Genomic DNA, 16,981 nt, shown 5'->3' on the forward strand with positions numbered 1-16,981 from the left:
GCCTCCCGTCCACTGGTGCTGGACAACTACCTGGATCTCCCCACACTGGCCAGACACCTGCTGAAGCCTCCAGCCGGTGTTCACCTTGCCGTCCACCTGTTCAACGCCCTCGGTGCGACAGTCTATGCACAAGGCAGGCGTTACCGCCCGCCCACTGCCCGCGAACGGGAGGCAGGCATAACCCCTGATCAAAATGGAAAGGCGTTTCTCCCAGGCCCGGCATTGAATGCGCCAGCCGCTCAAGCGCTCGACGCCGTGCTGCATTCGTCCATGTTCACCCGATGGGCCGGCGAACTGGCCGCCTCGGCAGAATGGGATGCCAGCTCCGATCACTTGGCCTTGGCCGAACAAACCTTGATCGACGTGTTGTACCCACCCGATGACCGCCAGCCGGGGCAGATCATGGCTTTCGAGCTGTTCAGCCCGGACAATGCCACGCTCCCCGTCGAGGAAATCCGCCTTGACCTGATCAACAGTGTGCAAATCCGTCTCGCCTGCACCCCGGCGATTGCGCAACTGTCCGGTGAACTGCTGATGCGCCGCTTCGCGCCCGAACTACTGCTCAGTGGCTACCCGGCCGATTTCAGCTTCGAGCCCGACCTGCGCTGGGCCAGCATCCGCCAGGGAGCCCTGATACTCAGCGCCCGCCAGCAACCGATGACCTTCGACAACGCAGAACAGGTCATGCGCCAGGCCCTGCACGAGGATGACCCTGTTCCCGAAGAAGCACTGCGCCAGACGCTGGCGGTGTGGGCCCCCTTGCGCGGATCATTCGAACTCCCCCCGCCCTGGTCGCACCAGCAATGGCAATTGGCGTTGCATCGCTACCTGGCGGTCAGGGACGTTGAAAGCCTCAACGATCTCCCGGACCGCTTCGAGGAGGCCCGTCGTCAGTTGCTCCAGAGCCGGATAGCGCCCGAGTCGCGCAATGCGGATGGCCAGGTGCACCTGCTGATGTACCTTGACCATGGCGCAGGCTACCGAGGCAATCCCCGCTTGCCGGACGTGACCGCCTGGTATGAAGTGGCCTTCGGCGCTTGGGAACAGCGTGCCATCAACGTCTATCAAGCTATCCTGCACCGCTGCTTGAGCCACCTGCCGGAAGATATCAAGGACCGCCTGCGTGATGGCCCCTGGACCGCCTATGCCGTTACCTGGCCGATCTACGTGGGCCCCGATAACCGACCTGAGTACGGCTCCAGCCCCAGAGCGGACTGGCACATGCAGACGGCCACCCAGGGTTTCGTCGTACATGCCCCGGACACAGAGGGCGATTGGCTTTACGAGCTGTTCCCCGAACGGCTGCACTGGCAAGCCCACTTCGTTACCCACACAGCGCCGACGCGCCTGGCCGAGCAATTGACGCTGCTCTACAGCGAATACAACCAATCACAACTGCCGTGGATCGCTGCCGACTTTCCCGCCTTGCGACAAGTGCTCATGGCCCCCACGCAAGATCGCCTCGATTCACTGGCCAGGCATTACGCCAGCGATATCGCCCTGGGCAATCGGGATGCTTTGCATGCACTGGGCAAAGGCGCTACCCCGCATGAACAATTCCTGGCCAGGCGCCAGTCCGTGAGCACTGGGCGCTACTTGCAACGGTTGTTTTCCAACCTGATACCGGGCTTGAGTTGCCTGAACCCAGAGGATGGCAGCGATGCACTGGCTTGTGTCCTGGACATCGCCGCGCTGAAAGGCGCGGCAGTCACGCTTGGTGGACGGGCCTTCAAACCATTGGCCAAGCTTCCCGGCGTGCTGGGCCAAAGCGCCAACACCGCACGCCTGAACGCCGCGCGCGCCGCCCGACGCTGGAGCAGCATCCCCGTCACGCCCGACTTCAGCGAGCGCCTTACCCCGCCCAAGCGCTGGCGCAGCGCGCCCGAACTGACGACGGTCGCCCCCGAATCCCGGGAACTCATGACGCAGCGAAGGGTACTGCCGGGCCAGACGCCCGATGCCCTGCTACTTGACCAGATACCTGGCAGCCATGGTCCGGTGCCACGCGAGCTACCCGAAACAGCCACACTGATCCCCCGCGACAATGCCACGGTCGATGCAATCATTCATGGCGCCGCCTATCGCCTTCAAACACCGAACACCTCGGGGCTCGTACGTCGGGTTGCCCATGAGCCGCTACTCGGCCAGCCACCCACCGAGGTGCCGCCGCCTTACACCGGCGGCGAAGCGCGAATGGCCCTGAGCTTCTCGCCCTTGCCCAATGACGCCGGCACACCCGTATTCGGACAACACGTCAGTCACGCCTTCCAAACCGTGCGGATCGAGCCGGTACCGATTCGTTACCGCCCCCAGCACACACGCTTCGACATCTGGGCGCAGGTCATGGTGCGCGAGGGCAAGGTCGTCGTACACGCCCCTAATCACCCCAAGCGATTGAAGCCCTTGCCCGTCGAAGAAACCCAGTTACGCCTTGGCGTCATCTCGCCTCCCGTGTACCACAGGCGCATCGTGGTCGATCCATCGCCTGAACTACGCTTTGGCTTGCCTGCGGACATGCCGATCGAGCAAGTCAGGCAAATTACCGACCACTGCCCTCCCGTGCGCCTGGGCGGGCTGGCGCGGACCATCCCCGACCGCCGTACCCTGCGCGGCGCATTGATCGACTGGCGCGGTGAGCAGTGGTTGATCGTCGAGGCCGATCTGGGGATTTTTTATGGCGCCCCCCATCAGCCCTGGGCGTGGCAGACAAGGCTGCTGGATGCCCCGGCACTGCCAGCTTCGCTGCCACATCCGCCCAGAGGGCTGCGTCGCAAGTTCGAGAGAATCACCGACCACGAGGCCATCGAGCGGTACCTGGAAATCAGCGAAACCTACCGCATCGTCGCCGAACGCCCCAACCTGCAGCGCGATGTCGATAACGTGGTCAGATTGCTGCGCGACTGGATCGAACAAGGGCGAACATGGCAACTCCGCCACCCCTCGCGATTCCTGCAGTTCATCGAAGCCATGGAGTCGCGCCTGCTCCCGGAATACGCGCGCAACATCCTCACGCAGAGCACAGCCCAGGACGCTTTGGCGGGCCCCGCCAGTCGCGGCATCACAGCATTGAACCGGGAGATAATCCCGATCTGGAGGCAATTCCACGGCACCAGCGCCGCAGACCGCCAACACATCCTTGGCGTATTGGACGATCTGCTACCTGCGCGCGGCGCCACTACCCCCTACACACCGGCAGCAGGGGCGCAGTCGCTCGACGACAACGCGATGGCCGCCTTGCGTCAGCACCTCTACCCAGTCAACCTGGCCTTTGCCAGCGTCACGCTGAAGGACCATAGCCGCGTGGTGTTCTTCGCCCTGTCAGGCAGCCCTGGCAGACGCGCATTGCATATCATCCCGACGCCCCGCCTCACACCGGCAGTGGACTACGTCGATGCACGTCAGGTTAACCAGTTTTTCCCGCCAGACCCGCGGTTTACCGAGCTGCCAACCCTGCGGCGCGCAGATTTCCTGTGGACGCGCGTCCATAAGCGACATCTGGATGCCGAACGACACATCGCCAGCGCGCTGAACCGCAGACTGCTTCACCGCCACACCGAGGTCGAGCGTATCGATGTCTTCACGATGCTCGACGCCTGTCGCTCCTGTGGCGGCTTCGTCCTGCCGCGCTTGCGGCTGGATTACCCGCAAGCCGAGTTCAGTGTGACCTGGATGCTCGATTACACCAACTGACTACAGCCTGACAGCTTCGCCCGCAAACACCCTCGCTGTGGTTAAGATGGCGGCACACACCGCCATCCTTACCGCAGCAACGGATCCCCCATGCCAGCACGCAGCCCCACGTCCCATGCCGTCACTGGGCAAGTCGTCTCCATCGTCCTGTTCACCTTCATCGGCTACCTGAACATCGGCATCCCCCTGGCCGTGTTGCCCGGCTATGTGCACAACGACCTGGGTTTCAGTGCCGTGGTCGCCGGCCTGGTGATCAGCGTGCAGTACCTCGCGACGCTGCTCAGCCGCCCTGGCTCCAGCCGCATCATCGACAACCACGGCAGCAAGAAGGCGGTCATGTACGGACTGGCTGGCTGCGGGCTCAGCGGGGTATTCATGCTGGCCTGTGCCTTCCTCACTCACCTACCTTGGTTGAGCCTGGCTTGCCTGCTGGTCGGTCGCCTGGTGCTGGGCAGCGCCGAAAGCCTGGTAGGCTCGGGTGCGATCGGCTGGGGCATTGGCCGGGTGGGTGCCGCAAACACGGCCAAGGTCATCTCCTGGAACGGCATCGCCAGCTATGGTGCGCTGGCCATCGGCGCCCCACTGGGCGTGCTGATGGTCAAAGGCCTCGGGCTGTGGAGCATGGGTGTGAGCATCATCCTGCTGTGCATACTCGGTTTGCTACTGGCGTGGCCCAAGCAAGCCGCCCCCATCGTCAGCGGTGTACGCCTGCCGTTCCTGCGGGTGCTGGGCAAGGTATTCCCCCATGGCTCGGGGCTTGCCCTGGGCTCGATCGGCTTTGGCACCATCGCCACCTTCATCACCCTTTACTACGCAAGCCGTGGCTGGGCCAATGCGGCGCTGACCCTGAGCCTGTTCGGCGCCAGTTTCATCAGCGCACGGCTGCTCTTTGGCAACCTGATCAATCGCATCGGTGGCTTCAGGGTGGCGATCGCCTGCCTGTCGGTGGAAACGCTCGGGCTGTTGATGCTGTGGCTGGCACCCAACGCCGAACTGGCCTTGGCGGGGGCTGCATTGAGCGGGTTTGGTTTCTCGCTGGTGTTTCCGGCATTGGGCGTGGAGGCGGTGAACCAGGTGTCGGCAGCTAACCGTGGGGCAGCGGTGGGAGCGTATTCGCTGTTCATCGACTTGTCACTGGGGGTGACCGGGCCATTGGTCGGTGCGGTGGCGGCGGGGTTCGGCTTCGCTTCGATGTTTCTGTTCGCGGCGGCTGCGGCAGCGTGTGGGTTGGTATTGAGCGTCTATTTGTACCGCCAGGGGCGTCGGGACAGGGACCGTACAACAGCAGCCTGAAAGCCGGTGCCGGCCTCTTCGCGGCCCACCCCGCCCCTGCAGGGTTGACGCGCCAGCCTGGCGTGCACGATCCCCCCGTAGGAGCGGGTTCACCCGCGAAGGGCTGCAAAGCAGCCCCAAAAGGCCTCAAACTTAGCGCTGAGCGTACTGCAACACCACCTCAAGCGGGTGGCGCATCTTCCGCTCGGTCATGCGCTTGACCTGGCTACGGCACGAGTAACCGGTCGCCAGCGGCTCCCCTTCCTTGTCCAGCTTGGTCGCCCAGCTCTGCTCGAATATGGCCCGCGAGGTTTCCTGGTTGCGGGCTTCGTGCCCATAGGTACCGGACATACCGCAGCAACCCGTGGCCTCGGTCACCAGCTTCAGCCCCAGACGGGCGAACACCTGCTCCCACTGCCGGGTGCTGGCCGGCACGTTGGTCTTCTCGGTGCAGTGCGCCATCAGGCGGAAGCTGCCCGGTGCGGTAGGCGCCTGCTCGGGCAGTACATCCATCAACCATTCCTGCGGCAGCAACACCTGCGGACAACCCTCCAGGCCTGGCACCTTCTGGTACTCCTGGCGATACACCAGCGTCATCGCCGGGTCCAGCCCCACCAGTGGCACACCGCAATCGGCCAGGGCCTTGAGCTGCGTGGCGTTGCGGATCGCTGCCTTGGCAAACGCGCCAAGGAAACCCTGTACGTGCAACGGCTTGCCGTTGGCGCTGTACGGCGCCAGAAATACCCGGTGACCCAGGCGGTGGGCAAGGTCGATGAAGGCCGACAGCAGCGGTGTTTCGAAGTAGCGGGTGAAGGCGTCCTGCACCAGCACGATGCTGCGCTCGCGCTGGGCCGGGGTCAGCTCGCGCAGGGCCGGCACCGTGGCCATGCCAACGCGGCAACGGGTCAGGGTAGCCTGGAAGTTGAAGCGGCTGATCAGCGGGCTGTCGACCATGCCCACCTTGTCGGCCAGCAGTTGGCTCACCCACTTCGAACCCATCACCGCGTTGTACAGCCCCGGTGCGTGCGCCAGGTAGGGGATGGTGAACTCGAGCGAGCCAATCAGGTAGTCACGCAGCGGGCGCTGGTAGCGACCGTGGTACAGCTCGAGGAAGCGCGAGCGGAAGTCCGGCACATTGACCTTGATCGGGCACTGCCCGGCGCACGACTTGCACGCCAGGCAGCCGGCCATGGCGTCGTACACTTCATGGGAGAAGTCCTCCTGGCCCTGGTGGCGCGCGCGGTTGTTGCGCAGACGCGCCGGCAGGCCCTTGAGCCACGACACCTTGTTGCGCGCCGCAGCCAGCACATCGATGTTCGCCTCGCCCTGCAGGCGCAGCCACTCGCGCATCAGCGAGGCGCGGCCCTTGGGCGAATGCTGGCGTTCGCGGGTAGCCTTCCACGACGGGCACATGGCGTCGTTGGGGTCATAGTTGTAACAGGCGCCATTGCCGTTGCAGTGCACGGCGCTGGGGAAGTCCTGCCATACGCGCTCGTCAATGGTACGGTCAAGGTCGCCGCGCAGGGTCACGCCATCGACCGGGGTAAGGCCCTCGGCGCTGCCCAGTGGCGTGCAGATCTTGCCCGGGTTGAGCTGGTTGTGCGGGTCAAAGGCGCCCTTCAGGCGCTGCAACGCCGGGTACAGCTCGCCGAAGTACTCAGGCACGTATTCCGAGCGCAGGCCCTTGCCGTGCTCACCCCACAGCAGGCCGCCATAACGCTTGGTCAGCGCGGCAACGGCGTCGGAAATCGGCTTGACCAGCGCGGCCTGCGCCGGGTCCTTCATGTCCAGTGCCGGGCGCACATGCAGCACGCCGGCATCGACGTGGCCAAACATGCCGTAGGCCAGGCCGTAGCCGTCGAGCAGTGCGCGGAAGTCGGCGATGTAGTCGGCCAACTGCTCTGGCGGTACCGCGGTGTCCTCCACGAACGGCTGCGGGCGCACTTCGCCTTCGACGTTGCCCAGCAGGCCCACCGAACGCTTGCGCATGGTATAGACGCGGGTGACTGCCTCGGCACCTTCGGCCAAGGTGTGGCCCAGGCGCTCGACGCTGGTGTCGCTTTGCAGGTGCTGGATGAATGCCTGCACCTTGGCGTTGACCTCGGCCGGCTCGTCGCCGCAGAACTCCACCAGGTTGATGCCCAGCGTGGGGCGCTCGGGGTCCGCCGGGAAATACTCGGCCACGCTGTGCCAGACGATGTCTTTCATCGCCAGCATCAGCACCTTGGAGTCGACCGTCTCGATCGACAGCGGCTTGTGCGCCATCAGCGCGTTGGCATCACGCAGCGCATCCATGAAGCTGGTGTAACGCACATTGACCAGCACCGCATATTTGGGAATCGGCAGCACGTTGAGCTTGGCTTCGACCACATAGCCCAGCGAGCCCTCGGCGCCGCACAGCACGCTGTTGAGGTTGAAGCGACCCTGCTCGTCGCGCAGGTGCGCCAGGTCGTAGCCGGTCAGGCAACGGTTGAGCTTGGGAAAGGTGGTTTCAATCAGTTCGGCCTGGGTTTCCTGAATTTCCCGGGCCATGCGGTACACCTCGCCGACCCGGCCCGGCGCGGCGCAGGCCTGCTCCAGCGCAGCATCGTCGATCGGCAGGCTGTGCAGGCGTTCGCCACCGAGCAGCACACTGTGCAGCTCCAGCACGTGGTCGCGGGTTTTGCCGTAGGTGCAACTGCCCTGGCCACTGGCATCCGTGTTGATCATGCCGCCGACCGTGGCGCGGTTGGAGGTGGACAGCTCAGGGGCGAAGAACAGCCCGTGCGGCTTGAGCGCAGCATTGAGCTGGTCCTTGACCGTGCCGGCCTGTACCCGCACCCAGCGCTCTTGCACGTTGATTTCAAGAATGTTGTTCATGTGCCGCGACAGGTCGACGACGATACCGTCGGTCAGCGACTGGCCGTTGGTGCCGGTGCCACCACCGCGGGGGGTCAGCTTGACCTGCTGGAAGCGCGGTTCACCCATTAGCGTGGCGACCCGCGCCACATCGTCGGCATCCAGCGGGAACACCGCCGCCTGCGGCAAGCGCTGGTAGATCGAGTTGTCGGTGGCCAGTACCGTGCGGGTTGCGTAGTCGGCACTGATCTGGCCACGGAAGCCGCTGTTGCGCAGGGCTTCGAGGAATTCGGGGTAATTGGCGCTCGGTGCAACGGTGGACAGCTGGGCGATCATCGAAGGATGGCCTCTTGATATTGGCTAAATCACGGGATCCTTGTCGCCCCGGCATGGGTTGAGGCATGCAGGGATGACGTATAGGCCAATGTTCCTGTAGTTTCGCGTCAGGGGCAAACGGATAATCCTGCCGCTATCAATGACTTTTATGAATGAATTACCGCCACCTGACCCCATCCATGTCACTGCTGCTGGCTTTCGAGGCCGCCGCCCGGCATGAAAGCTACACCCGCGCCGCCGCCGAACTGTCGCTGACCCAAAGCGCGGTCAGCCGCCAGGTGCAAGCCTTGGAGCAGCAGTTGGGCCTGACCCTGTTCCGCCGCGAGGGGCGCCAGGTGCAGCTGACCGATGTCGGCCGCCTGTACCAGCGCGAGCTCAGCGAGGCACTGGGGCGCATCCGCAGCGCCACCTTGCAGGCACTGGCCTATCAGTCGGGGGTAGGCACCTTGCGCCTGGCTACCCTGCCAACCTTCGGCTCGAAATGGCTGTTGCCGAGGCTGCATGCGTTCTACAGCGCTCACCCAGGCATGCTGGTGCACATTCATTCACGCATTGAAACCATCAACTTCGACACCAGCGAAATCGATGCCGCCATCGGCGTGGCCAGCCACGACTTGCCGGGGCTTGTCTGCCATCGCCTGCATGCCGAGGAGCTGGTGGTGATCTTGCCGCCGGAGGCCGGCGTCGGCAGCCAAGGCTGGAGCCCGGCGCGGATCAGTGAAGAGGTGCTGCTGAATGTGGCCAACAACCCGCATGCGTGGGGCGAGTGGTTTTCCCATCATGGCTTGCCGCATCGGGCGATGCGGCTGGGGCCGAGTTTCGAGCTGACCTCGCACCTGATCCAGGCGGTACGTGCCGGGATCGGGATCGGGCTGGTGCCGCGCATATTGGTGGAGGAGGAACTGGCCAAGGGCGAGCTGTACAGCCCGGGTGTGGCGTTTGCCAGCCAGCGTAGTTATTACCTGATCTACCCGCCGAGGAATGAGGCGCTGCCGTCGCTGCGGGCATTCAGGGGGTGGTTGCTGGAGCAGATCTGATTGTTGGCGGGATCACCTGACCTGAGGGCAACGCTGTACCTGTAGGAGCGGGTTTACCCGCGAAGAGGCCCGCACAGGCAACAAAAAACCCGAAGCCAGCCACCTGACTCCGGGTTTTCGCATACCGCTTATGGCGCCTTACTTGGCCACAGTCTCAACAGCACCGCCCGCATTCACCTGGCGACGCGACTTGACCATGTACACCGCCAACATCGCAAGCAGCCACACCGGGATCGCATACACCGACACCTGGATGCCCGGGATCATCAGCATGATGCCCAGAATCAGCACCACGAAAGCCAGCACCACATAGTTGCCGTACGGGTACCACAGCGCCTTGAACAGCGGCTTCTGGCCGGTACGGTCGAGGTGCTGACGGAACTTCAGGTGCGAGTAGCTGATCATCGCCCAGTTGATCACCAGAGTGGCCACGACCAGCGACATCAGCAGCTCCAGCGCGTTTTGCGGCATCAGGTAGTTCAGCAGCACGGCGACGAAGGTCACGGCAGCCGACACCAGGATCGAACGCACTGGCACGCCCCGCTTGTCGACCTTGGCCAGCGACGCCGGGGCATCGCCCTGCTCGGCCATACCCAACAGCATGCGGGCGTTGCAGTAGGTGCCACTGTTGTACACCGACAGCGCCGCAGTCAGCACCACGAAGTTCAGCAGGTTGGCAGCCACGTCACTGCCCAGCAGCGAGAACACTTGCACGAACGGGCTGCTGCCGTAGCTGCCACCCGAGGCGTCGATGCTGGCGACCAGGTTGTCCCACGGGGTCAGCGACAGCAGCACCACCAGGGCACCGACATAGAAGATCAGGATGCGGTAGATGACCTGGTTGATCGCTTTGGGGATCACGGTCTTTGGCTTGTCGGCCTCGGCGGCGGTGAAGCCGAGCATTTCCAGGCCACCAAAGGAAAACATGATGAAAGCCAAGGCCATTACCAGCCCGCTGACGCCGTTGGGGAAGAAGCCGCCGTGTGTCCACAGGTTGGCCACGGTGGCTTCAGGGCCGCCGCTGCCGCTGGTCAGCAGGTAGGCACCCAGGCCGATCATGCTGACGATGGCGACCACTTTGATGATGGCGAACCAGAATTCGGCTTCACCGAAGAACTTCACGTTCATCAGGTTGATGGCGTTGATCAGCACGAAGAAGGCTGCCGCCGTGACCCAGGTGGGGATCTCCGGCCACCAGTAGTGAACATACTTGCCGACCGCCGAAAGCTCCGACATGCCCACCAGGATATACAGCACCCAGCAGTTCCAGCCTGACAGGAAGCCGGCGAACCCACCCCAGTAGGTGTGGGCGAAATGGCTGAACGAGCCGGCCACCGGCTCTTCGACGATCATTTCACCCAGCTGGCGCATGATCATGAAGGCGATGAAGCCGCAGATGGCGTAGCCAAGAATCATCGACGGGCCGGCGGATTTCATCACGCCAGCCGAGCCGAGGAACAGGCCGGTACCAATCGCACCGCCGAGGGCGATCAACTGGATATGGCGGTTCTTCAGGCCCCGCTTTAGCTCGCCTGAATGCATGTTTTGTCCACTCATGAACGAAGTCACCTGCATTGTTTTTATCTGTGACGGAATCGGACCCACCGCGCTCGTGGCGCAGCGGAATGGGCAAGGTGGTTACCTTGGGTTTCTTGACCTCAGGTGCCGCCGGAGCAGGTCAACCAGGCGTGATCAAGAGTGCGCGGTACGCAAGAGGGTCACAGGTAAAACGCGGCGCACTGTATACCCCTGCAAACGCGCAGGCGTCAACGCGTTGCATCGTTTCCTCGGGAAAAAACGCAGCGTTCCTGTGGTACAGGCCTTCATAGGCGAAGTGATCGGCGTACATGGCGCCTCCATTTGTTGTTTTGTCAGCCCGGCTCTTTGGACGGGCTCCTGCACAAGGCAATGGCGGCTATAACACCGTGGGGACGGGGGTTTGGGCAAGGGTGGCTGGCGCCATGGCGACGGCTTTGGCACAGGGGCGCCGGCAAGGTTTGTTTACACGATCGGGCATGATCTGAAATGCGGACTGAAAACGGCTACATTCGTACAGATTTCTTTACAAGGCGGTTCAAGAACTTGCCAGTCGTCCGAAAAATTCTTTTTGTTCAATATGAAAAATTCTTTTTGTTCAATATCTTGGGCTTGGTCCACATTCGCGCAGGCATAAAAAAACCAGCCCGAAGGCTGGTTCCTTGATGACCACACTGGCTTATCAGCCACGCGGCTTGCCGCGACCACGGCCTGCCGGCTTGTCGCCATCAGGCTTGCCCGGACGCTTGCGCATCTCGCTCGGGCGCTCAGCCACCGTGCTGCCACGGGTGGGTTTACGCGGCGCTTCTTCACGCGGCTGACGCGCCGGGCGTTCGCCAGTAGCGGCACCTTCGTGGGCCGGGCGCAGGTTGCGCACGCGCTCGCCACGGCCCAGCGGGCGGGTCGACTTGCGCTGCAGGCGCTCCATCTTGTCCTTGGCCTTGAGCTTCATGGCTGGCAGCGCGACCGGCTGCAGGCCCACTTCGGCGGCGAGGATGTCGATTTCGCCCTGGGTCATTTCGCGCCAGCGGCCCATCGGCAGGTCCGAATTGAGGAACACCGGGCCGAAACGCACACGCTTCAGGCGGCTGACCACCATGCCCTGGGATTCCCACAGGCGACGCACCTCACGGTTACGACCTTCCATCACCACGCAGTGGTACCAGTGGTTGAAGCCTTCGCCACCCGGTGCCTTCTGGATATCGGTGAACTTGGCCGGGCCGTCTTCCAGCATTACGCCGGCTTTCAGGCGCTCGATCATCTCGTCGTCGACTTCACCACGCACACGTACCGCGTACTCACGGTCCATCTCGTAGGACGGGTGCATCAGGCGGTTGGCCAGCTCACCGTCGGTGGTGAACAGCAGCAAGCCAGTGGTGTTGATGTCGAGGCGGCCGATGTTGATCCAGCGGCCTTCTTTTGGCCGTGGCAAACGGTCGAACACGGTCGGGCGCCCTTCCGGGTCGTCACGGGTGCAGATTTCGCCGTCGGGCTTGTTGTACATGATCACCCGGCGGGTGGCCTCGGCGGCCTCCTCGCGCTTGATCAGCTTGCCGTCCACGGCGATGGCGTCGTGCAGGTCTACGCGCTGGCCAAGGGTGGCCTCGACGCCGTTGACCTTGATGCGACCCTGGCTGATCCAGGCCTCGACATCACGCCGCGAGCCCACGCCAATGCGCGCCAGCACTTTCTGCAGCTTTTCGCCGGATGGCGGGGTGATTTCGGTTTCTTTCAGGTCTTGCTCACTCATCTGGGCACCTCCCGGTGTAGGAATGAAAACAGGTTTCTGGCGACGAACGCGCCAAAAGGCCGCGCATCATACGCGGTTCATCAGGGGAACGCACTGGAGGGTAGAGGGTTTTGTGGGGCTGGGCATGATTTTCTGCCCAATGGGCTTTGTGCTGGCCGCTCCGCGGGCAGCACAGGCAGCAGATCAATCAGGGCTGTGCCTTGTTCTCTTCCTCCACCGAAGGCTCAGGCTCTTCTCCCCGCAAATCATCAAAATCGGTTTTCAAACCGTCTTCCATGGCATCCAGCTCCACCAACAGGCTACGGAAGCTGGTCTCCTCTCTCGGCTCACCAACCTCCTCTTCCCCAAGGCTGGCATCCGCCAATGCCTGCAGGTGCGCAGGCACCGGCGCATCATCCGGGTCAAGTTGCGGCGCTGGTTCCATTTCGCGCAGCTCGGCCAAGGCCGGCAGGTCCTCAAGGCTCTTGAGGTTGAAATGATCGAGAAACGCCTTGGTGGTGGCGAACATCGCCGGCCGGCCGGGCACTTCGCGGTAGCCGACCACGCGAATCCACTCGCGCTCCATCATGGTCTTGATGATATTGCTGTTCACCGCAACGCCCCGCACGTCCTCGATTTCACCACGGGTGATCGGCTGGCGGTAGGCAATCAGGGCCAGTGTCTCAAGCAGCGCTCGCGAATAGCGCTGCGGGCGCTCTTCCCAGAGGCGCCCGACCCACGGGGCATAATCCTCGCGAATCTGCAGGCGATAGCCGCTGGCCACCTCCTTGAGCTCGAACGCACGCCCATCGCACGACTTGCCCAGCACCTCCAAGGCCTGCCTGAACACCTTGGGCTCGGGGCGCTCGGCTTCCTCGAACAGCTCGTACAGGCGCTCAAGGGATTGCGGCTTGCCCGAAGCGAGCAAGAAGGCTTCGATCAGCGACGCCAGGTCGCGGGGTTCATTCAGGTTCATCGGGTTCTTCAACTGGCGCCGGGCGAAGCCGCACGTGAATGGCGGCGAAAGGTTCATTCTGCACAAGTTCGATCAGCGATTCCTTCACCAGTTCGAGAATGGCCATGAAGGTCACCACCACACCGAGCTTGCCCTCCTCGGCAGCAAACAGCGCGATGAACGGCACAAAGGCACCGCCCTTGAGACGTTCCAGCACCTGGCTCATGCGCTCGCGGGTGGACAAGGTCTCACGGGTGATCTGATGGCTTTCGAACAGGTCGTTGCGGCGCATCACCTCGGCCATGGACATCAGCAGCTCTTCCAGGCTGACCTGAGGCAACAGCTTGCGTACCTTGGCCTGCGGCGCTTCCAGGCGCGGCACCACCACCTCGCGCCCGACCCGTGGCAATTCGTCGATGCCCTCGGCGGCGGCCTTGAAGCGCTCGTACTCCTGCAGGCGGCGGATCAGCTCGGCGCGAGGGTCACCCTCCTCCTCCTCGACGTCGGCGGAACGCGGCAGCAGCATGCGTGACTTGATCTCGGCCAGCATGGCAGCCATCACCAGGTATTCGGCAGCCAGTTCAAGGCGCACGCTTTTCATCAGCTCCACATAGCCCATGTACTGCCGGGTGATCTCGGCCACAGGGATGTCGAGGATGTCGATATTCTGCTTGCGGATCAGGTACAGCAACAGGTCCAGCGGGCCTTCGAACGCTTCGAGGATGACTTCAAGGGCGTCCGGCGGGATGTACAGGTCCAGCGGCAGCTCGGTCAGGGCTTCGCCATAGACCAGCGCCAACTGCAGTTGCCGAGGCGCTTCGACCCATTCGGCCGGCGCCTCAGGCGCTTCCAGCTGGCTCACGCGTTGACCAGGAACGGCGTGGGGTCGCCACAACCTTCGCGGATCAGTTCCGGCTCGTCGCCGGACAGGTCGATGATGGTCGACGCCTTGAGGTCGCCGAACCCGCCATCGATCACCAGGTCAACATGGTGCTCCAGCCGTTCACGGATCTCATAAGGGTCGGTCATCGGCTCGCTGTCGCCCGGCAGGATCAGGCTGACGCTCATCAGTGGCTCGCCCAACTCGGCCAGCAAGGCCAGGGTGATGGCGTGGTCCGGTACACGCAGCCCGATGGTGCGACGCTTATCGTGCAACAGCAGACGCGGCACTTCACGCGTGCCGTTGAGAATGAAGGTGTAAGGCCCCGGTACATGCGCCTTCAGCATGCGGAAGGTGCCGGTGTCGACCTTGGCATACAACCCCAGTTGCGACATGTCGCAGCACATCAGGGTGAAGTTGTGCGTCTTGTCCAGCCCGCGCAGGCGCCGCACCCGCTCGATTGCCGACTTGTCGCCTATCTGGCAACCCAGCGCATAGGCCGAATCCGTCGGATACACCACCACGCCCCCCTTGCGGATGATCTCGACGGCCTGTTTTATCAGGCGCGCTTGTGGGTTCTCCGGATGAATCTGGAAAAATTGGCTCACGTAATCGTCCTGTTCATAGCGCCAAAGGCTGTTCATGGCTGAATCGACGCCACAAAGGTGGCAGATCCTCGGGCAAAGGCCGATAGGCACCGATCTCGCCCCAGGTGCCGGGGCCGTGGAAGTCACTGCCAGCGCTTGCCAGCAGGCCGAACTCACGGGCAAGAATGGACATAGTGCCCACTTGCTCGGCAGGCATCATCCCGTTGACCACTTCAAGCGCCTGCCCTCCTGCCTGAATATAGTCGGCAATCAGCCGCCTGCGCTTGCTGCGGGTCAGGTCGTAGTGCATGGGATGCGCCAGGCTCACCCAGGCGTTGGACTGCCTCAGCGTGGCAACGGTTTCGTCGAGCGTCGGCCAGTGCTGCTTGACGTCGCCCAGCTTGCCGGCGCCCAGCCACTTGCGAAACGCTTCACCACGGTCCTTGACGTGCCCGGCACGCACCAGATACTCGGCAAAATGCGGGCGCGCCGGGGCGTTGCCGCTGTCACCCAGCTCGTGCTGCACGGCGCGCGCGCCTTCAAGCGCGCCGGGCATGCCCTTGGCCGCTAGCCGTTTGTCGATTTCTTCGGCACGCAGCCAGCGGCCGCGGTGCAACGCTTGAATCGCCGCCAGCAATGGCGGTGCGTCGAGCGGGAAATCATAGCCCAGCACGTGAATGGTCGCGCCGCCCCACGTGCAAGACAGCTCCACACCGCTGACCCAGCGCATACCCAGGTCAACGCAGGCCTGGCGCGCTTCGGGCAGGCCTTCGAGGGTGTCATGGTCGGTCAGTGCCAGCGCTTGCACCCCGTGTTCATGGGCCCGGGCAACCAGTACCGAAGGCGACAGGGCGCCGTCGGAGGCCGTGCTGTGACAGTGCAGATCAACATTCATGGAGGAGCGCTTTCGCTGGAATCGATGTTTGTTATTATGCCGTCACATCCCGATTCTGGCTGCCATTGTGAAACAATTCATCGATTTCATCCCGCTGCTGCTGTTCTTCATCGTCTACAAGCTTGACCCGCGCCCCATGGAAGTCGCCGGCCATCACTTCGAATTTGGCGGCATTTACAGCGCCACGGCCATGCTGATCATCAGCTCGCTGGTCGTGTACGGCGCACTGTTCCTGCGCCAGCGCAAGCTGGAAAAGGGCCAGTGGCTGACGCTGATCGCCTGCCTGGTGTTCGGTGGCCTGACCCTGACCTTTCACAGCGAAACCTTCCTCAAGTGGAAGGCTCCTGTCGTGAACTGGCTGTTCGCCCTGGGTTTTGCCGGCAGCCACTTCATCGGCGATCGGGTGCTGATCAAGCGCATCATGGGCCACGCCCTGACCCTGCCTGATGCCATCTGGACGCGCCTGAACCTGGCCTGGATCGCTTTCTTCCTGTTCTGCGGCGCGGCCAACCTGTTCGTCGCCTTCACCTTCCAGGACTTCTGGGTGGACTTCAAGGTGTTCGGCAGCCTGGGCATGACCGTGATCTTCCTGGTGGCGCAAGGCGTGTACCTGTCGCGCCACCTGCACGATGACCCTTCTACCTCCAAACCCAAGGATTGACATGCTCTACGCCATTATCGCCAGCGACGTCGCAAACTCCCTGGAAAAGCGCCTGGCTGCCCGCCCGGCGCACATCGAACGCCTGCAGCAGCTCAAGGCCGAAGGCCGCGTGGTGTTGGCCGGCCCGCACCCGGCCATCGACAGCAACGACCCGGGAGAAGCGGGTTTCAGCGGTAGCCTGATCGTTGCCGAATTCGAATCGCTGGCGGCGGCGCAGACCTGGGCCGATGCCGACCCGTACATCGCAGCCGGCGTGTACGACAAGGTTGTGGTCAAGCCGTTCAAGCAAGTGCTGCCTTGACCTGAGACGGCACGGCCTTCTTCGCTACACAAACCTTCGGATCTGTGCCATCGCCCGTAGGAGCGGGTTCACCCGCGAAGAGGCCGGGCCTGCCGGCCAATCTCCACCCGCCGTTCACCGTTGCCGACGCTACCGTATTCGCGGGTAAACCCGCTCCTACACAGATTTGGTGGTGGACACACGTCGGTGGTCGGACACAGCTCGCTGTAGGAGCGGGTTTACCCGCGAAGAGGGCCACGCGGTACCAGCAGTTATACTCAGGCC

Annotated in this window: 12 protein-coding genes; 5 read left to right on the top strand and 7 right to left on the bottom strand. The window is 63.2% G+C overall.

Features of this window, described 5'->3' with window-relative positions:
- Together AC3WLP_RS16885 and AC3WLP_RS16890 are read left to right on the top strand one after the other, a co-directional pair.
- The coding region (locus tag AC3WLP_RS16885; RefSeq protein ID WP_103340219.1) for a deaminase domain-containing protein at positions 1 to 3,690 on the top strand (3,690 nt) is incomplete at its 5' end.
- Positions 3,691 to 3,780: 90 nt separating this feature from the next.
- Positions 3,781 to 4,983, top strand: a complete 1,203-nt coding sequence (locus tag AC3WLP_RS16890) for an MFS transporter (RefSeq protein WP_088513399.1) — start codon at positions 3,781 to 3,783, stop codon at positions 4,981 to 4,983.
- A gap of 132 nt (positions 4,984 to 5,115) precedes the next feature.
- Here AC3WLP_RS16890 and ydiJ read toward each other — a convergent pair whose 3' ends face one another.
- Positions 5,116 to 8,136 carry a D-2-hydroxyglutarate dehydrogenase YdiJ gene (gene ydiJ / locus AC3WLP_RS16895; protein WP_012051572.1) on the bottom strand — a complete coding sequence of 1,007 codons (3,021 nt, stop codon included), beginning with the start codon at positions 8,134 to 8,136 and terminating at the stop codon, positions 5,116 to 5,118.
- A 152-nt stretch (positions 8,137 to 8,288) separates the two neighbouring features.
- On the opposite strand from ydiJ, the gene AC3WLP_RS16900 reads away from it, so the two are divergent.
- Positions 8,289 to 9,173: a LysR substrate-binding domain-containing protein gene (locus AC3WLP_RS16900; RefSeq protein WP_003254537.1), complete on the top strand. Its 885-nt coding sequence runs from the start codon at positions 8,289 to 8,291 to the stop codon at positions 9,171 to 9,173.
- Between the two features lie 138 nt (positions 9,174 to 9,311).
- On the opposite strand, the gene AC3WLP_RS16905 is transcribed toward AC3WLP_RS16900, so the two are convergent.
- From AC3WLP_RS16905 to AC3WLP_RS16930, 6 genes are all read right to left on the bottom strand, one after another.
- Complete coding sequence (locus AC3WLP_RS16905; protein ID WP_178085909.1) at positions 9,312 to 10,730, bottom strand: amino acid permease; 1,419 nt, start codon at positions 10,728 to 10,730, stop codon at positions 9,312 to 9,314.
- Positions 10,731 to 11,391: 661 nt separating this feature from the next.
- Positions 11,392 to 12,459 (bottom strand): 23S rRNA pseudouridine(2605) synthase RluB, encoded by a 1,068-nt coding sequence (gene rluB, locus AC3WLP_RS16910; protein ID WP_003254539.1) that lies wholly within the window; start codon positions 12,457 to 12,459, stop codon positions 11,392 to 11,394.
- A 187-nt stretch (positions 12,460 to 12,646) separates the two neighbouring features.
- A complete protein-coding gene (gene scpB, locus AC3WLP_RS16915) occupies positions 12,647 to 13,414 on the bottom strand; it encodes an SMC-Scp complex subunit ScpB (RefSeq protein WP_088513401.1) in 768 nt (255 codons plus the stop codon).
- Entirely contained in the window at positions 13,401 to 14,255 is an 855-nt protein-coding gene (locus AC3WLP_RS16920; RefSeq protein ID WP_088513402.1) for a segregation and condensation protein A, read from the bottom strand. Before AC3WLP_RS16920 ends, scpB begins: the two co-directional genes overlap by 14 nt.
- Positions 14,252 to 14,881: an L-threonylcarbamoyladenylate synthase gene (locus tag AC3WLP_RS16925; RefSeq protein WP_003254544.1), complete on the bottom strand. Its 630-nt coding sequence runs from the start codon at positions 14,879 to 14,881 to the stop codon at positions 14,252 to 14,254. Before AC3WLP_RS16925 ends, AC3WLP_RS16920 begins: the two co-directional genes overlap by 4 nt.
- A gap of 13 nt (positions 14,882 to 14,894) precedes the next feature.
- Entirely contained in the window at positions 14,895 to 15,755 is an 861-nt protein-coding gene (locus AC3WLP_RS16930) for a PHP domain-containing protein (RefSeq protein ID WP_012051568.1), read from the bottom strand.
- A 67-nt stretch (positions 15,756 to 15,822) separates the two neighbouring features.
- Here AC3WLP_RS16930 and AC3WLP_RS16935 point away from each other — a divergent pair, with 67 nt between their 5' ends.
- Positions 15,823 to 16,416 carry a septation protein A gene (locus AC3WLP_RS16935; protein ID WP_010955188.1) on the top strand — a complete coding sequence of 198 codons (594 nt, stop codon included), beginning with the start codon at positions 15,823 to 15,825 and terminating at the stop codon, positions 16,414 to 16,416.
- 1 nt (position 16,417) lies between these two features.
- A complete protein-coding gene (locus AC3WLP_RS16940; RefSeq protein ID WP_003254549.1) occupies positions 16,418 to 16,717 on the top strand; it encodes a YciI family protein in 300 nt (99 codons plus the stop codon).
- The last annotated feature ends 264 nt before the right edge of the window (positions 16,718 to 16,981 follow it).

It is taken from the genome of Pseudomonas sp. FW305-E2 (assembly GCF_058782925.1).

Excerpts from the sequence above, each read along its gene's own strand:
- AC3WLP_RS16930 (WP_012051568.1), bottom strand. The coding sequence starts at position 15,755 with ATGAATGTTGATCTGCACTGTCACAGCACGGCCTCCGACGGCGCCCTG.
- AC3WLP_RS16940 (WP_003254549.1), top strand. The coding sequence starts at position 16,418 with ATGCTCTACGCCATTATCGCCAGCGACGTCGCAAACTCCCTGGAAAAG.
- AC3WLP_RS16890 (WP_088513399.1), top strand. The coding sequence starts at position 3,781 with ATGCCAGCACGCAGCCCCACGTCCCATGCCGTCACTGGGCAAGTCGTC.
- ydiJ (WP_012051572.1), bottom strand. The coding sequence starts at position 8,136 with ATGATCGCCCAGCTGTCCACCGTTGCACCGAGCGCCAATTACCCCGAA.
- rluB (WP_003254539.1), bottom strand. The coding sequence starts at position 12,459 with ATGAGTGAGCAAGACCTGAAAGAAACCGAAATCACCCCGCCATCCGGC.
- AC3WLP_RS16905 (WP_178085909.1), bottom strand. The coding sequence starts at position 10,730 with ATGAGTGGACAAAACATGCATTCAGGCGAGCTAAAGCGGGGCCTGAAG.
- AC3WLP_RS16900 (WP_003254537.1), top strand. The coding sequence starts at position 8,289 with ATGAATTACCGCCACCTGACCCCATCCATGTCACTGCTGCTGGCTTTC.
- scpB (WP_088513401.1), bottom strand. The coding sequence starts at position 13,414 with ATGAACCTGAATGAACCCCGCGACCTGGCGTCGCTGATCGAAGCCTTC.